This window comes from Rickettsia rhipicephali str. 3-7-female6-CWPP, from assembly GCF_000284075.1.
Lineage (GTDB): Bacteria > Pseudomonadota > Alphaproteobacteria > Rickettsiales > Rickettsiaceae > Rickettsia > Rickettsia rickettsii.
The window spans coordinates 686,581-703,836 of sequence record NC_017042.1; the positions used below are offsets into that span (position 1 = coordinate 686,581).

A 17,256-nucleotide genomic window follows, 5' to 3' on the forward strand; every position below is an offset into this window, starting at 1 on the left:
TTACATTAGACACCTTAAATAACATAAGATTTTTAAAATTTCAATTAGAAATTTATTTTGGTCTGATGAAGTAAAAATCTTTACAAAATTTAGTGAAAAAAAATAAAACCTCATATATTATAAGTAATTATATCTTTAGCTCATTACATGATAATCTTTAGTATAGTTTTTTTTAAAACCGTTTCGGTATTATTAAGTGTAGTAATAGGATTTTTAGCAGGTAAATATTCAAATGTTGAAAGAGATAGTATCTCGTCGTTACTATTCTATTTTATATCGCCTATAGTATTTTTTACGATACCTGCTAGTACAACCTTAACACTTGCGGCATTAAGCGTTACGGTCGTAACATTTGTAATTGCAACACTCTTATCGCTCTTTTCTTATTATTTTTTTGGTAAATTTTGGCAGGATCATACACGTAATATTATAGCTTTGTCTGCAGGTACGGCAAATGGCGGGTATTTTATGTTGCCTATAGCTGCAGCACTTTTTGATGATTATACATTAAGTATTTACATGATGGCTGTTATAGGAGTGAATATTTATGAATGTTCCGTCGGCTTTTATATTTGTATGAGGAGCTTTGCTAATACCACCGATAGTATATTAAAAGTAGTAAAATTACCGATTTTAAACGCTTTTTTCTTGGGATGTTTATTTAGTTTTTGCGGTTTTACTTTACCGGATTTTTTAGATGATTTTATATATAATATGAAAGGTTCTTTTTCGATACTCGGTATGGTGATGGTGGGTCTTGCTCTTTCGTCTCTACAAAAATTTGAAGTCGATATCAAATTTACTCTTGCTACTTTTGCTGCTAAATTTCTATTCTATCCTTTGGGAGTAGGGTTATTTATCATATTTGATCATTTTGTAACAAAATGGTATAACAATGATTACTATAATGCCCTAAAACTACTTTCTACGGCACCACTCGCAGCAAATACTATAGTTATAGCGAATTTACAGAAATTTTACCCTGAAAAAGTTGCAGCTACTGTGTTTTTATCTTTACTTTTTGTAGTTATATATATGCCGACCATGGTCAGTATATTTTTAAGTGACTTAAATTAATAACATGATGACAATGATTTTTTTAAAATTTATTCTAAATTGGTATTAATAGGTTCATATGAAAATTAATTCAATAAAAATTGGTCCCTATATTAATTTATTACCTCTTCAATATATACCGAAACATAAAATTTCTTATGTGGAATTCGGTGATCCTAAAAATAAAAATATAATAGTATGTGCTCACGGTTTAACTAGAAATGCTCATGATTTTGATAAAATAGCTAAAGAGTTGAGTAAAAATTATAGAGTAATTGCAATAAATTATCCCGGTCGCAGTGATAGCGAAAATTTTAAAAAAGCTAATCATTATAACTATACGACTTATATTAAAGATACGTTATTTTTTTTAAAAAGGCTAAATATCAAAAATCCTATTTGGCTTGGTACTTCAATGGGCGGTATTATAGGTATGGTACTTGCCAGTAAATATAAAAATATTTTTAAAGCCTTAATATTAAATGATATAGGGGCGTTTATTGATGCTGCTCCTTTAATTAAAATTGGAGGTTATGCTAAAAAAACGATACTCTTAGATGATTTGGCTAGTGCAAAAGAGCATTTAAAACTTATTTATGCACAAAGCGGTATTAAAGATGAAGAAGATTGGGATTATTTAACAAAATATAGTGTAATTTCTACATTCGGCGGAAAATATAAAATGAATTATGATCCTGCTATAACAAAAGGAATGAAAAATGCTAGTAACCAGGAAGATATTAATCTATGGTCTGTATGGAATAAAATAAAATGTAGAATATTAGTAATTCATGGGATGAAATCTCAAATTTTAACAAAATCTACTATTAAAAAGATGAAAGAAACAAAAATTTTTGATCTTTATGAAATAAAATATGCTGGTCATGCTCCTTCTCTAATGAACCCTGAAGAAATTAACTATGTCAAATCTTGGTTAGAAAAGAAGTCTTAGATTGTGTGACCTTGTGTTGTACGAACGTTCAGGATGTCATTCCCGCGGAAGCGGGAATCCAGAAAAATAACCTTAATCTTGGGACAAAAATTACATATTTAATAAAATAAACATATAAAAAAAACTGTTTTTTATATGTTTTGTTGGATTCCTGCTTTCGCATGAATGACATAGGCATCATTTAAATTAATAAATAATAATTATGAAAATTACTACTAAAGTACTAATAATAGGTTCAGGACCTGCGGGCTTAAGTGCCGCTATTTATACAGCTAGAGCTGCTTTAAAACCAATATTAATAAATGGTATGCAGCCAGGTGGGCAGCTTACAATTACCACCGATGTTGAGAACTATCCAGGATTTGCGGAAACGGTGCAAGGACCTTGGCTTATGGAGCAGATGTCTATGCAGGCTAAAAATGTCGGTACGGAAATTGTTAGTGATTATGTAGAAAAGGTGGATTTATCAAAAAGACCTTTTAAAGTATTTACAGGAGCAGGAAATGAATATGAAGCGGAGAGCATAATAATTTGTACCGGTGCGGAAGCAAAATGGCTTGGTATAGCTTCAGAGCAGAAATTTCGTGGTTTTGGTGTTTCGGCATGTGCTACTTGCGATGGTTTCTTTTTTAAGAATCAAGAAATAGTTGTAGTAGGGGGAGGAAATAGTGCAGTAGAAGAAGCTTTATACTTAACCAATCATGCTAGCAAAGTCACTATAGTGCATAGAAGAGATAGTTTTAGAGCTGAGAAAATATTGCAGGATCGATTATTTAAAAATCCTAAAATATCAGTAATTTGGGATCATGTAGTAGATGAGATTGTAGGTAGCAATAAACCAAAATCTGTTACCGGAGTTAAAATTCAAAATGTTCACACCAAAGAGATTAGTTTATTGAATTGTAGCGGTGTATTTATAGCTATTGGGCATGCACCGAATACGGGGCTATTTACCGGACAAATTGTAATGGATGACGATAATTATATCATCACGAAGTCAGGCACTACTAGAACTAGTGTAGAAGGTGTTTTTGCTGCTGGTGACGTTCAGGATAAAATTTATAGACAAGCAGTAACTGCTGTAGGAACAGGCTGTATGGCGGCTCTTGAGGCTGAAAAATTTCTAAATAAATAATTTAGATTTTTTAGCTGTAAATTAACATATAAGTTAATAAAAATTAATAAAAAATTGTTGCATTCAGTAAGACACTTATTATAGTCATTGTGTATTAATTTAATTAGGTACAAATATAATGACTTGGAACATAATAAATAATAACCACCACCAAAACAAAATATTGATACATATCCATTACTTATGAAATTGTTAGTTAGACATTTTACTTAAATCATTTTTATCCAAATAGCCAAAGTGTAAAATTTACAGAGCTAGAAATAACCGGAGTTAGATATGATCAAGTGATAAAGGCTCCTGATATTAGGTTAGCTACTGATAAGCCTACAACTACTAATATATTTAAAAATTTTACTTTTGACTCAATGTTACATCAGAATTGGATTTTTAATGGATATGACTCAAATGGTTGGCTGTTAGCAAATATAAATCTTAATAAAGGCGGTTATTTAAAATAACTTAGGAAAAGTATTTCTCTCAGCGGTGATCTCTTTAGAGTCACAATTAATAAATCCTAAGAAAAAATATTACTCTGATATTTCATCTGAGGTTATTGAGTATGCATGGGGAAATATTAAAGGAGTTAAAGGTAATTATTTAGAGCCATGCAATAACGCCAATGTTCGCTCGCAATGACGATTTTAGTATCCACGCAGGTAATGAGAAATATATGAACTTACTTAAAAACATTACGGGAAAGAATTATATAAACGGTGAATTTATAGAGTTCGGGAAACAAATATCCGTTATTAATCCTGCGACCTTAAAAGAAATTGCTACAGTTCCGAATTTGGGATTATCTGAGATTAATTCAGCGATTAATAATACGGTGACTAGTTTTTCTTCATGGTCACAAAGCTCATTTGAAGCGAGAATAGCGATTCTTAGAAGATGGTATAATTTAGTCATCGAAAATATTGAGGAGTTAAGTCATATATTAACCCTAGAGCAGGGTAAAGTACTTGCTGAATCAAAAAAAGAAATTTTATATGGAGCCTCTTTTATTGATTGGTATACATATGCTATACATAATATTCATTCGACTATCAAACCCGGTAATAGTAAAACTCATAAAATTGTTACGCAATATGAGCCTGTAGGACCTTCTGCTGCTATAACTCCTTGGAATTTTCCAAATGCAATGATTACTCGCAAGGTAGTACCTGCAATAGCTGCGGGTTGCAGCGTTATATTAAAACCGTCAAGTCTTACGCCTCTATCAGCTTTAGTACTTGCGAAATTTGCATGCGATGCCGGTTTGCCTGCCGGAGTATTTAATGTAATTACAGGTAGTTCAGATATTATAGGTAAGGCTTTTTGTGAAGATTTTAGGCTTCGGAAATTATCATTTACCGGCTCTACAAATGTCGGTAAAATTCTATATCAAAATGCCGCAAATACTCTAAAACGTTTATCTTTGGAACTTGGCGGCAATGCTCCTTTCATTATAACGGCAGATAATAATTTAGAAAAAGTAGTAAGTGATTTAGTAATCGCTAAAACTAGAAATAGTGGACAGTCTTGTACTTCACCTAACAGAATATTTATAGAAGAATCTATATATGAAAAATTTATAGAAATTCTAAAGGCTAAATTTACTAAGTTTAAAGCCGGTGACGGATTTGATAAGGAATCGGATGTAGGTCCGTTAATTAATTCTGCTGCCATAACAAAAATACAAAAGTTACTCGCTGATGCACAAAGTAAAGGAGCTAAATTAATTTGCGGCGGTAAAGCTGTTGATAATTTTATTGAGCCTACTATTATTATTGACTGTTTGGATAATATGGATATCTTTAGAACAGAAATATTCGGTCCGGTAGTTGCTTGTTATAAATTTAAAGATTTGGATGAAGTAATAGAACGTGCAAATAATACCGAATACGGCTTGCAAGGATATGTTATATTCAAATAATATATCTGTGGTACAAATGATAGCGTCTAAGCTTGATTTTGGTATGGTATCGATTAACGACCCGTTACCTGCAAATGCAAAAGCACCTTTTGCAGGACGTAAAGCTTCAGGTTTTGGAGTTGAAGGCTCATTTGAAGGGATATTTGAATATCTAAATACGAAATATATAAATTTACAGAATTAAGAATGCCCGCACGGTTCCTTTTATGTCATTCCTGCGAAAGCAGGAATCTAGTAAAGAATATAAAAAATATAATTCTTTGTAGCAGTATTAAGATTATTTTTTCTGGATTCCCGCTTTCGCGGGAATGACATAGAAAATATAATAATCTAAGTAATAAATAGTAAAAATTATACCAGTACTTGTAGATAATATTGAAGTACAAATTGAAAAAATTTATGAAGTATTTGATTTAATAGATAATGAAGGAGCTGATCTTTTGTTATGGGCAGTATCTGATTGTCTTGCCGAGCTATTAGATCAATATAAAGAATCGTTAACAATTGAATATGTTGATCCTTTGATGCAACTAATTAAAAGGTTTGAAGAGCAAAATACTATAATACCCAAAATGCTTAATAATGCTTTAAGCAATATATTATTAATCCTTGAAGATGGATGTAAATCTGAAGAATCAGAACTAATAGAAAATATAATTAATAGTTTAATACTCTTGATATGTTAGGAGGACATGCATAGTAATCTTCCAAAAATCTCAATAGTTTTACCAGTTTATAATAGAAAGAAGCTATTACCTTTTGCTATTGAGAGTTGCCTTAATCAAAGCTTTAAAGACTTTGAGCTTATTATTATTGATGATTGCTCAAAAGATAATAGCGTTATAGTAGCTAGGACATATGCAGAGCAGGATTCACGTATTAAGGTAATAGTAAATGAGACCAATAAAAGATTACCGGCAAGTCTTAATATTGCTTTTAAAGAGGCCCAGGGGGAGTATTTTACTTGGACTTCAGATGATAATCTTTTCCATGAAAATGCTTTAGAAAAAATGGTTAAGATACTTGATAATTCACCTGAGATAGGGCTTGTATATACTGATTATACTTTGATCGATGACCACGGTAAAGTAGGAATAAGACTTTATCAAGAACCTCCTGAGTTTTTACCGATTAGAGATTGCGTTGGTGCATGTTTCTTATATAGAGCCGATTTAGCAAGGCAAGTAGGTGGATATAATGAAAATATGCAGTTAGTGGATGATTATGAATATTGGCTAAGGTTTGGGCTTGTTACGAAATTTGCTCATATACCGGAATCTTTATATTTCTACCGAGTACATGATCAAAGCTTAACAATAGAGCGTAAAGTAGAAGCAAAACAGGCAAAAAGAGTTTTAAAAGAATTATTTAAAGATCAATATATTATTCCTGCTGAGATTAAACCTATAAATGATTTATATAATTGGTTTATTGAAGATAGAAATTTAAGCTCTTATTTTAGGTTATTTAAAATAATTATTTGTAGTCCGATAATTACTATTTCGTATATTATTAAAAATCTAAGAAGAATAAGGTGATATTTTAATGCTTTAGTGTCATTCCCGCGAAGGCGGGAATCTAGAAAAAATAACTTTAATATTTATACAAAATACATATTTTTGACAAAATAAACATATAAAAACAAGTTTTTATATGTTTTACTGGATTCTCGCTTTTGTGGGAATGACATAGTAGAGCCATAGTACAACATCCTTAAAACAAATGCAAAATCAAGATTTCATACATACATTAAATTCAGAGCAGCAAAAAGCAGTTCTTCACACTGAAGGACCGCTTTTATTGCTTGCAGGTGCAGGGACAGGTAAAACAAAGGTACTTACCTCAAGAATAGCTAATATTATTCACCAAAATTTAGCCTCACCTCAAAATATTCTAGCCGTTACTTTTACTAATAAAGCTGCTAAAGAAATGGCTGAAAGAGTTAATAGTCTAATTAATTGCTATGGTCTTAATATAGGCACTTTCCACTCAATGGCAGCTAGGATATTACGTGACCAGATTGAGCATTTAAATCTTGGTTTAAATAATAGATTTACTATTATTAGTCATGATGATCAATTAAAACTAGTGAAAGATATAGTAAAGCTAAAAGATATTGATACTAAAAAATATGCTCCTAAATTAATACATATCATAATTTCTAGATGGAAAGATCAAGGATTATTACCAACTAAACTATCAGTATCAGATACTAATTTACCGCTGCAGAGGGTTGCAAAACTTGTATACGAAGAATATCAGAAAAATTTACTTATTTCTAATGTTTTAGATTTTGGAGATTTGCTACTTTATAATAATGAGCTTTTTATTAAAAACCCTGAAATACTAAGATATTACCAAGAAAAATATCGATATATTTTAATCGATGAATATCAAGACACTAACGTTGTCCAGTATTTATGGGCAAGAATACTCGCAAGTTTATATAAAAATATTTGCTGTGTAGGGGATGATGATCAATCTATTTATGGTTGGCGAGGAGCAGAAGTCGGGAATATATTACGTTTTGAAAAAGATTTTGCAGGTGCAACAATTATTAAATTAGAGCAGAATTATAGATCAACTTTGCCAATACTTGCTGCTGCTTCCAATGTTATCAATAATAATAAAAACCGTCACGGTAAAACGTTATGGACGGATAGGGAAAGCGGTGAAAAGATAAAAATTATCTCTTGTTGGAGTGATAAAGAAGAAGCAAGATATATAGCCGGTGAAATAGATAAGTTAGTGCGAGAAGATCGGTATAATGCCGGCAATATTGCAATATTAGTACGAGCCGGATTTCAAACAAGAAGTTTTGAGGAAGCGTTTATAAATAGTGCTATGCCTTATAAAATTATAGGCGGTTTGCGGTTCTATGAACGTATGGAAATAAGAGACGTGCTTGCTTATATCCGTATATCTTTGAATCAAAATGACAATCTAGCACTTGAGCGTATTATAAATGTGCCGAAAAGGGCAATAGGTGCAGCTAGCTTAAATAAAATTAGAGTCTATGCACTTGAGCGAAATATTTCTAATTTCGCAGCCATTAAAGAAATGCTAGAAATAGGTGAGATTAAAGCAAAATCATATGAAACTCTAAAAGATTTGGTTACTAAAATCGATAATTGGTACGAAAGATTTAGTATAGATGCTCCAATAAACGTAGTTAAAACAATACTTGATGATTCCGGTTATCTTGAAATGCTTCAAGAAGAAAAAACCGAAGAAGCCTTAGGTAGAATCGAAAATATTAACGAAATGCTTAGAGCTATTGCTGAATTTAACGATGTTCATGATTTTATCGAACATTCAAGTTTAGTTATGGAAAATGAAGTGCTTGAAACCAATTACGGTGGCTCTGTTACTATAATGACCCTGCACGCAGCTAAAGGGCTTGAGTTTGACGTGGTATTTTTACCGGGCTGGGAAGAGGGTGTATTTCCGTCTCAAAGATCTCTAGACGAAGACGGCGAAAAAGGCTTAGAAGAAGAACGCCGCATTGCTTATGTCGGCATTACGAGAGCCAAAAAAGACCTCTACATTACTCATGCTGAAAGCAGAAAAATATTTTATGAAATAGTCCGTTCTTACCCTTCAAGATTCATAACCGAAATCCCTGATGAAATTACGATCAGGACCTCTTCTATGAAAAAATACAATTCTTTTTATAAGTTTTAATTAATTTTCATTCATAAATTTTAAATTGGTTTGCATTCTTTAATTTAATTAATAATAATTAATAGAGGAAGTGATATGGCTAAAGATGCTAATAAACCTGAAGGAAATCGTCAGGCTTTATTAATACGAAACTCGCGTTACAGAAGAATTATATAATAAATTTTTAGACAATATAAGAAGTAGTATTGATAGTAAATTTAATACTCAAATTAAATTTTTTAAAGATACTGCTGCTCCTCTTAACTATGTTGCCGCTACTAGACAAAATATTTTTACTGCAATAGAATCGCAGTTTGCTCCTTTTAGTACTAATTATTTACCAAATGATGTAGTTCAATCTTTAACTGACACTATATATAACACTCATGATGAAGTAACTAAATTAATTTCGTCGGAAGAGGAAAAAGGAAAATATAGTGTTGCAAATGCTAAAAATGCAGCTGCTTGAAAAGGTTTTGCCATAGATTTAAGTAAGTCTCAAGTAGAGCAGATGAACGACGAAAAACGTAATGGTTTAAGCGAAGATGAAGTGATGGATATTAAAAAACCATTAAAAAAAGTTATGTTAGAATTAGCTAACCAAACAATATCTAAAGAACAATATAGAGAGAAATTAATAGATAAAACATTAGATAACCTTAAAGAAAATGTTTCAGAAACAACATTAGGTAACTACAGAAAATTTCTTACTAAAAATACTACTCCTAAACTTGATAAACAAGAGCAAATTAATGATCCAAAACAAGTAGCAACATTAACACAAGCAGCATTAAAAATAGCTGAATTTTTTAAAATTACTTTTCAAACAAATGAAAAAGAAGCAAAAGCTTTATCGTCTATTAATGAGTTAGGAGTAAATGAGCCTATAATATAATTAAAACTTTATATTACCAGCGATAAGTAAACTACCGCCTGAAAAAATGATAGAGCAAGGTAAAGAAATTATCAAGAATTTTGCCCCATTACTTGAGAGCAGCAATCCTGCACTTGTTAACGGTACTAAAAGAGTATTAGCAGAGTTAAATCCTGGATATTTACGGAACATGGATGGGGAGAAAGTATAGCATTAGAATTACAAAGAGTAACCAAACCTAAGCTATGGCAAAGAATAGTAGCAGTTTTTACCGGTACGGATTATGCTCAAAAAAGTATAGATAAAGCATTTGCTAACTTTGAAAAAAGTAATAGTCTACATATAGAAACGAAAAATTTGTCGGAAGAACTACAAAGAGAAAAACAATCACCAAATATTGTAAAGCAAAATAAAACAATATCCCAAGGCTATATAAGTCTTCTATATCACAACCCCTATATCTCATGTTGAAAACCTTAATAAAAGTAGAGAGAGTGGGCAACAGTCAGGGCGTAGTAAGTAGTGATTTATATGATAATATAGTTGCGAATTTTTAAAAAGTTTGATAATTTTAGTTCATTATATCAAATAACTTAATAATGAGTATTATATGGTAAAGATTATAACTAATATAGATAATACTATTAAAAAAAACGATGAAGTGACTGAGATATTGGCTGCAGTAAAAGCTAAAATAGTGGATATAAAAAACGTAGATAGTAGATTAGATACTTTGAATAAAAATATTGTTACTCCCGATCCTATTCAACAATATTTACAATCTGAAGAATATATCACTAGTACGCTTGAAGTACTTGCCAGTAAAATTATTAGTGAAGTTGTAGAAAATAAAGATATACAAAAATTAGTAGATAACTTGCATATCAATTTAGGACAAGATACAAAACTAATACCTAGTGCAGCAGATAAGCTAAAGTTTGATGTCGCAAGGGCTGAAGCAGCACTTAAGGGTTTTGTACTTCCTCTAAATAAAGGAGGACCTTTTGATGAATTATCATTGATGGGTATAGAAGATGAAGAAGAAATCTTTGCCAATCCTATAAGAGCAACTAAAGAAGCATTAATAGCCGTAAGCGGAAAGTCTATACCTAAAGAGCAATATGCACAGGCTGTAAAAGATCAAGCTATAGAAATCTTAAAACAAGATCCTAAAAACACTCCAGACAAACTTGAGAAATATGAAAAATTTATTATTCAAGGAGATAAAAACCAGAAATTTAATGAAGATAGTAAGCAGTTTATCCCAAGAGTAAATCAATTATCTCAAGTGGAATTTAAGGCATTACAAAAGGCAGCCACTTATACGGTGCAGCAGATTAGTAATAGATTAGAACAAAATCATAAAATTAGTAAGCAATTAGAACAAACTATTATAATTACTAACTCATCAGGCATAAAGAATCCTGAAATAATAAGGGAATTAAATAAATTAGATTCTACTTATCTAACGGAAAATAGTACTAAAATAGCCACTGAATTAAAAGATATTAATGATAGAGGTACTTCTTTATGGGAAAAATTTAAGCAGATATTTACAGGTAGAAACTATTTGGAAGAAAGATTAGGAAAAGTTGTAGATAAATATATTACTCTGAGTGATAGATATGTAGTGAAGACAATTAATGATAAAATCTTTTCAAACGCTTTAACAAATCCTGAAATTACTGCAGGTCTAACAAAATTTTTAAATGAAAATAAAGATAAATTAGCAACTAATCCTGAATTTAAAAATTTAATTCCTGTTACGGGTGAGCCTATTATAGTTCAACCGCAACAAGTTAATAATTTTAATTTAGCGGAACTCAGAAAAATCAATCCAATAGCATTTGATAAAACCATATTTGAAGATTCAATAAAACTAAGAAGTTCTAATATAAAACCTCCGCAAATCACTCCTAATACTTCTACTAAAAATCAAGAAGCAGTAAGAAGAAAGGGTTAAATTTTAATATAACTTCATCATTGTGAGGAGACTTTGTTACATTGCTTCTATTTCATTCCCGCGAAAGCGGGAATCTAGATTTTTTATTGTTACCCCGTGGCGTGACCACGGGGTCTTGTATCACCAGCTGAGTCCTAAGATACCGTGATCAAGTCGCGGTATGACATTAAAGGTTACTAGATTGCTGCTTTCGCAGAAATGACATCAGAACATAAAGATTTAGGTGAGATGCTTAAATACTCCTCTTTCCATAATTCATTATAAAGAATAGGATCGATATTACCGCCTGAGATTAGTACTAGTAATTTTTGAGGTTTGGATTGTGTTTTTAAAAAATTTACCACTGAAACCATATTTATACTACTTGACGGCTCGCATATTACTTTAAGTAAATGAGTAAGCCACGCCGTCCAGTAACATATTTCATATTCTTCTGCTAAATAAAAATCATCAAGTTTTTTCAGATATTCAAATGTACGAGCTGATACACTCAAGGTTTTAAGACCGTCCGCAATAGTATTCGGAGCATAGTTAAATTTATATGTTTTATTATCTTTAACAGATAAATAAGCATCATTGGCATTTACAGGTTCTGAACCTATTAACAAGCTTGTTGGTGATATTAATTCCTTGGCAAGATATGCGCCGGAAATTAAACCACCGCCGCCGCAAGAGGCAAAAATAGCATCAGGACTAAAACCTAGCTGCTGTAATGCTTCATAGCATAACGTGCCTGCTCCTGCTATTGTAAAATCACTATCGGAAGGATGCATATAGTAAAATCCTTGCCTTTTATCTTCTTTTGCTTTTTCTTCCGCTTCTTGTCGAGTATATGTATATATAACTTCACCGCCGTAATAAAGAGCTGCTTGCTGTTTTACTTTTGAAGTATTTAACGGTAAATAAATCCTTGTTTTAATACCGAATAATTTACTCGCATAAGCAAGACCGATTCCATGGTTACCCGTACTATAACCGACTATTTTATCAGGTAATTTTCCTTGCTCTTTTAATTCTAGTAAATGATTTAACACGCCTCTAACTTTAAATGCACCGGTTTTTTGTAATGATTCAACCTTAAAAAAAATCTCATGACCGAGCATCTCATTTAAGATTTCAGAGTGAACGATCGGAGTTAAATGTAGATATTGTTTTATTCTATTATGTGCGGCTGCTACATTTTGAGGAGGTTGTAATAATAAATTCATAAATATAATTAATAATGGTAGCTTGAAATCAGGTTGATACTATATTATATAGTTAATAATTAGAAATTTTAAAAGGTTTTAATTGATGAATAAAAAATCCCTTCCGTTAATGGCACTGAGAGATATAGTAGTATTCCCGGGAGTAATTGCTCCTATTTTTGTGGGTAGGCAAAAATCGCTGCAAGCACTCTCTCATACTACCATTTCCGAAGAAGATAATAGTAAATATATTTTAGTAACTTTACAGAAAAAATTTGATCAAGAAAACCCTAGTACACACGAACTTTATAACACAGCTATACTTGCCAAGATTATCCAAATAGTGAAGCTGCCTAATAATACGGCAAAAATCTTAATAGAAGCAGTAGCAAGAGTAAAGCTAAGCAATATCAAAGGCGAGGAAGCTTTTGAAGCAAATTACGAAATTATTCCGGATGAAGAAATATTGGACGTTAATAACATGCGTTCACTCGTTGATAATGCAGTACAACTATTTAGTAAATATGCGATTAATGATAAGAAAGTTAATGCAGAAATTATTGAAACTATCAATAAAGCAATAAGTAATAGCACTAATTTCATAAATATTATAAATATATTAGCCTCACATTTGATAACTTCACTTGAGGCAAAACAGCATTTATTAGAAGAAACTAGTCCTTTTAAGCGTATCACTACGGTTATTAGTACGCTTACTTCCAATATAATAAATTCAGAAACCGAGCAGGCATTGCAGCAAAGAGTAAGAAAGCAAATCGAAAAAACGCAGCGTGATTATTATCTGCACGAACAAATGAAAGCTATTCAAAAAGAGCTTGATGAAGATAAATCAGAACTTGCCGATATTGAGAAAAAAATTAAAAGTTTAAAATTATCAAAAGAAGCAAAAGAAAAAGCTGAGGCTGAACTTAAGAAACTCCGTACCATGAATCAAATGTCAGCGGAGTCGGGAGTAACGCGTAACTATCTTGAGACATTGCTTAGCCTGCCTTGGGGTAAGTATGATAATAGCAAAATAGATATTAACCAAGCAGAGCAAATTTTAAATCGTGACCATTTTGGACTCGAAAAAGTTAAAGAACGAATTATAGAATATTTAGCGGTATTACAGCGTTCAAGTAAAATTAGAGGACCTATATTATGTTTAATAGGTCCGCCAGGGGTCGGTAAAACTTCACTTGTAAAATCTATTGCCGAAGGAATGGGCAGAAAATATACTAAACTTGCGCTCGGTGGTGTTAGAGACGAAGCAGAAATCAGAGGGCATAGAAAAACTTACCTTGGATCAATGCCCGGTAAAATTTTAGGTCAACTTAAGAAAGTTAAGACTAGTAATCCTGTAATGCTGCTTGATGAAATCGATAAAATGAGTTCTGATTTTAGAGGTGATCCGGCATCCGCTTTGCTTGAGGTATTAGACCCTGAGCAGAATAGTCACTTTGTTGATCATTATCTAGAAGTAGAATATGATCTATCAAATGTAATATTTATTGCTACTGCTAACTCTCATGATGTACCTAGAGCTTTAAGTGATAGAATGGAAAAAATATATATTTCCGGTTATGTAGAGGAAGCAAAGCTCCAAATTGCCAGAAATTATTTAGTTCCAAAACAATTTAAAATGCATAAAATCAAAAAAGATGAAATTACTATATCCGAGACGGCAATTTTGGATTTAATTAGATATTATACCAAGGAATCAGGTGTAAGAGCTTTAGAGCGTGAAATAGGGGCATTAACTAGAAAAGCATTAAAGCAGATTTTAGCAGATAAAAGTGTTAAGCATATCGCCATAGATAGTAATAATCTTGAAGAATTTTTAGGAGTTAAGAAATATAATTTCGGGCTTGCCGAGAAAGAAGATCAAATAGGAAGTACCACGGGACTGGCTTACACTGAAGTAGGCGGAGAGCTTTTAACTATAGAGGCTTTAGCATTTCCAGGGAAAGGTGAAATAAAGACCACCGGGAAACTCGGTGATGTTATGAAAGAATCGGCAATGGCTGCCTATAGTTGTTTTAGAAGCAGAGCAACAAATTTTGGATTAAGGTACGACAATTATAAAGATTTTGATATTCACATTCACGTACCGGCCGGGGCTATCCCAAAAGATGGACCGTCTGCTGGCTGTGCTTTGTTTACGACTATTGTTTCGTTGATGACTAAAATACCCGTACATCGTACTGTAGCAATGACCGGTGAAATTACTTTAAGAGGCAATGTTTTACCTATAGGTGGTCTTAAAGAGAAGTTACTTGCTGCAAGTAGGGGAGGTATTAAAACCGTGTTGATTCCTGAAGAGAATGTCAAAGATTTGAAAGATATGCCGCCGAATATAAAAGAAAGCCTAGAAATTATATCTGTATCAAATATTGATCAAGTACTTAAGCATGCTTTGGTAGAAACACCGATAAATAAATAGAGATTTGTTAAAAAATAACATATATTATATTAAATTAATGCAAGCTATAGTAAAGTAATTCTTTTTGACTTTTCAATCAAAATGCGATTTTTCTTGCTTAATTCCTGACTATCTTGAACTCGCCTATTATTTATAGGCTTTCTTCCTTACGCTTGTCACTAAATTGGGCTGAATTGACTATATTGTTGCGTGGATCAATTTCACCTCTGTCATCACAGGATCCAGTTAAAAATACTAATAATTTTAGTATTTTTTATTGTTTTTATGGACCCCATGGGGGTGACACAGTAATGCTGCTACTACTGCGGCAGCTACTCAAAGCGGCTTATCCGAGGTAGTAAAATCCATGCCTACAATAAAAGACAAAACAGCTTAGTTTATCTTTCTGCTTTCCAACTGTCATTGAAAAATTCCTTTAACTTAATTCTACAATATTAAAAGCTACTAATATTAATTTACAAAGTAATACGCCCGTACTTAATTTAGATGACGATATAACAGCGGTTACGGTAATATTTGAAGGACCAAATTCAGAATTAGATTTAGTGAATACTATATATAATAATTTAAACAAATCTGACAATGATGAATATGGAATAGTGAGAATAGGAGCAATCACAAAATACCTAACTATAGCAAATAACGGTGGACCTTATTTATTATAGGGCATAATAATACCCATCGCCTTAAGAATTTCATAGTAGACGGAGCAGGTGATGTCGTAGTCGATAATACGGTATTTACGAAGTTACTTAGTATGAATAAGTACGGAGTAGGTAACATTTAACCAAGCTTTAGACCTAGGAGTGGGTGGTAACATATTATTTAGAGCAGATGGTGAGTTAATAGCAAATAGTGTGACTGGTTCAGTTACGACCTCTGCAAATAACCAAGGAACACTGACAATACAAAGCGGTAATGTTAACGGTACGATTGGAGCTAACGGCAGCAGCTTAAAACTCGTAAATATCGGAGCAAACCCTATTACGTTCTCAGCTAATGTATTTGCTCCCGTAGCTTTAAATAAGAATGGCTCTATCTTAGCTTTAGCAGATGGGGTTACGCTAACCGGAGCAGTGACAACTACTGCCGGAGATGGAAGCGGTAAGTTAATATTTGCAGGTGATGGAACGGTAACAGGTATCGTAGGCGCAAATGGAGCAGTACTTAGCACCGGCGGTGTAGGCGGTACATTGAATTTTATAGGTGACGGTAATGTAACTCAAAATATAGGTACGGATGCTGCAAATAGCCCTGCTAATATAAATATCCCTAACTTTACTTAATTCAGTAATATCCATTGCGGCAATTAATTTTTGTGCTTCTGCGGTATTTTCTTGCTGTATAGTTCTTATTAATTCTTGATTTGAGGGTTGAAACCATCTAAACATAATTACATTCTTATTAAATTCTATAAATTTTAATATTTTGTTCAAAATGAGCTTATAGATAGAATCATAATAAGAAGTTTTAAGAATACAATAGAAATTTAACTAAAAGTGCGAATAAATGAGTTGAGGTTGCTTTAAGGAATATACAAAGTTAGTTTTTTATAATATTTAAAATTCGGAATTTAAAATAGTTTAATATAACAATTAAAACAAAAGGCGAATAAAAGGAGCATATGGATTTTTTAGAAAACGACGGGAAATCCCGAAACCCTGAAAGGGCTTGGCGAGAGTGACGGGACTCGAACCCGCGACCTTCTGCGTGACAGGCAGATGCTCTAACCAACTGAGCTACACCCCCTTATATACTCTTCTGCTTTTAAGAATTGCTCTTTCATTTTATTAAGGATTCGCATCCTCATCTATTAAGTATAGGCTGCGGGTGCTCACCTCTCAAAATAAAATTCAATTCTTGAAATCATTTGAGTATACATAAAAGATAACAATGTATATAACAATTCTTCTATTTCTGCAAGAGTAAAATATCGTATTTTATCAAAAAATATACAGAACCTAACGTTTAGATTTTATAGCTTATTCCTAATATTATAATTACTAGATATCTCTATTAATTCAAATTAGTCACTACTAGTTGAAGCCTTGAAAATTATTATACTTTT

The 17,256-nt window shown here is 32.1% G+C and carries 12 protein-coding genes, 1 tRNA gene and 3 pseudogenes; 13 read left to right on the forward strand and 3 right to left on the reverse strand.

The annotated features are described in order from the left end of the window. Positions 1-147: 147 nt before the first annotated feature. The 11 genes and pseudogenes from MCC_RS03745 (at position 148) to MCC_RS03790 (ending at position 11,558) form a co-directional block, all read left to right on the forward strand. Positions 148-1,077, forward strand: a complete 930-nt coding sequence (locus MCC_RS03745) for an AEC family transporter (RefSeq protein ID WP_014408603.1) — start codon at positions 148-150, stop codon at positions 1,075-1,077. Positions 1,078-1,135: 58 nt separating this feature from the next. Then, complete coding sequence (locus MCC_RS03750; protein WP_014408604.1) at positions 1,136-2,008, forward strand: alpha/beta fold hydrolase; 873 nt, start codon at positions 1,136-1,138, stop codon at positions 2,006-2,008. A gap of 202 nt (positions 2,009-2,210) precedes the next feature. Next, on the forward strand, positions 2,211-3,143 hold the full coding sequence (gene trxB, locus MCC_RS03755; RefSeq protein ID WP_014408605.1) for a thioredoxin-disulfide reductase: 933 nt from the start codon (positions 2,211-2,213) through the stop codon (positions 3,141-3,143). Positions 3,144-3,346: 203 nt separating this feature from the next. Continuing rightward, positions 3,347-3,563, forward strand: a pseudogene (locus MCC_RS11155) (hypothetical protein); the annotation flags it as partial. Positions 3,564-3,813: 250 nt separating this feature from the next. Further along, positions 3,814-5,242: pseudogene (locus MCC_RS03765) on the forward strand (NAD-dependent succinate-semialdehyde dehydrogenase). Between the two features lie 169 nt (positions 5,243-5,411). Further along, positions 5,412-5,758: pseudogene (locus MCC_RS03770) on the forward strand (hypothetical protein). Continuing rightward, positions 5,751-6,596, forward strand: a complete 846-nt coding sequence (locus tag MCC_RS03775) for a glycosyltransferase (RefSeq protein WP_014365833.1) — start codon at positions 5,751-5,753, stop codon at positions 6,594-6,596. Before MCC_RS03770 ends, MCC_RS03775 begins: the two are co-directional and overlap by 8 nt. A 184-nt stretch (positions 6,597-6,780) precedes the next feature. Further along, on the forward strand, positions 6,781-8,742 hold the full coding sequence (pcrA, locus tag MCC_RS03780; RefSeq protein ID WP_014408608.1) for a DNA helicase PcrA: 1,962 nt from the start codon (positions 6,781-6,783) through the stop codon (positions 8,740-8,742). A 490-nt stretch (positions 8,743-9,232) separates the two neighbouring features. Next, positions 9,233-9,616, forward strand: coding sequence for a hypothetical protein (locus tag MCC_RS03785; RefSeq protein ID WP_231288644.1), 384 nt, complete (start codon positions 9,233-9,235; stop codon positions 9,614-9,616). Between the two features lie 46 nt (positions 9,617-9,662). After that, the gene (locus MCC_RS09510) at positions 9,663-9,806 is read left to right on the forward strand and encodes a hypothetical protein (RefSeq protein ID WP_196793009.1); all 144 of its coding nucleotides are present in this window, start codon (positions 9,663-9,665) and stop codon (positions 9,804-9,806) included. 399 nt (positions 9,807-10,205) lie between these two features. Beyond that, the gene (locus tag MCC_RS03790) at positions 10,206-11,558 is read left to right on the forward strand and encodes a hypothetical protein (protein WP_014408609.1); all 1,353 of its coding nucleotides are present in this window, start codon (positions 10,206-10,208) and stop codon (positions 11,556-11,558) included. A 176-nt stretch (positions 11,559-11,734) separates the two neighbouring features. On the opposite strand, the gene MCC_RS03795 is transcribed toward MCC_RS03790, so the two are convergent. Beyond that, a complete protein-coding gene (locus tag MCC_RS03795) occupies positions 11,735-12,766 on the reverse strand; it encodes a serine/threonine dehydratase (RefSeq protein WP_014408610.1) in 1,032 nt (343 codons plus the stop codon). Positions 12,767-12,851: 85 nt separating this feature from the next. Between MCC_RS03795 and lon the strand changes: the two genes are divergently transcribed. Beyond that, positions 12,852-15,188: an endopeptidase La gene (gene lon, locus MCC_RS03800; RefSeq protein ID WP_014408611.1), complete on the forward strand. Its 2,337-nt coding sequence runs from the start codon at positions 12,852-12,854 to the stop codon at positions 15,186-15,188. A gap of 415 nt (positions 15,189-15,603) precedes the next feature. On the opposite strand, the gene MCC_RS03805 is transcribed toward lon, so the two are convergent. Beyond that, entirely contained in the window at positions 15,604-15,807 is a 204-nt protein-coding gene (locus tag MCC_RS03805) for a hypothetical protein (RefSeq protein WP_041405412.1), read from the reverse strand. A 187-nt stretch (positions 15,808-15,994) separates the two neighbouring features. Here MCC_RS03805 and MCC_RS10280 point away from each other — a divergent pair, with 187 nt between their 5' ends. Continuing rightward, entirely contained in the window at positions 15,995-16,474 is a 480-nt protein-coding gene (locus MCC_RS10280) for a hypothetical protein (RefSeq protein ID WP_231288645.1), read from the forward strand. Between the two features lie 386 nt (positions 16,475-16,860). Here the strand turns inward: MCC_RS10280 and MCC_RS03820 are convergent. Beyond that, a tRNA-Asp gene (locus tag MCC_RS03820) sits at positions 16,861-16,937 on the reverse strand. Positions 16,938-17,256 lie beyond the last annotated feature (319 nt).

Bases quoted from the DNA above. Each gene is read 5' to 3' on its own strand.
- MCC_RS03745 (WP_014408603.1), top strand. From the start codon at position 148: ATGATAATCTTTAGTATAGTTTTTTTTAAAACCGTTTCGGTATTATTA.
- MCC_RS03750 (WP_014408604.1), top strand. From the start codon at position 1,136: ATGAAAATTAATTCAATAAAAATTGGTCCCTATATTAATTTATTACCT.
- trxB (WP_014408605.1), top strand. From the start codon at position 2,211: ATGAAAATTACTACTAAAGTACTAATAATAGGTTCAGGACCTGCGGGC.
- MCC_RS03775 (WP_014365833.1), top strand. From the start codon at position 5,751: ATGCATAGTAATCTTCCAAAAATCTCAATAGTTTTACCAGTTTATAAT.
- pcrA (WP_014408608.1), top strand. From the start codon at position 6,781: ATGCAAAATCAAGATTTCATACATACATTAAATTCAGAGCAGCAAAAA.
- MCC_RS03785 (WP_231288644.1), top strand. From the start codon at position 9,233: ATGAACGACGAAAAACGTAATGGTTTAAGCGAAGATGAAGTGATGGAT.
- MCC_RS09510 (WP_196793009.1), top strand. From the start codon at position 9,663: ATGATAGAGCAAGGTAAAGAAATTATCAAGAATTTTGCCCCATTACTT.
- MCC_RS03790 (WP_014408609.1), top strand. From the start codon at position 10,206: ATGGTAAAGATTATAACTAATATAGATAATACTATTAAAAAAAACGAT.
- MCC_RS03795 (WP_014408610.1), bottom strand. From the start codon at position 12,766: ATGAATTTATTATTACAACCTCCTCAAAATGTAGCAGCCGCACATAAT.
- lon (WP_014408611.1), top strand. From the start codon at position 12,852: ATGAATAAAAAATCCCTTCCGTTAATGGCACTGAGAGATATAGTAGTA.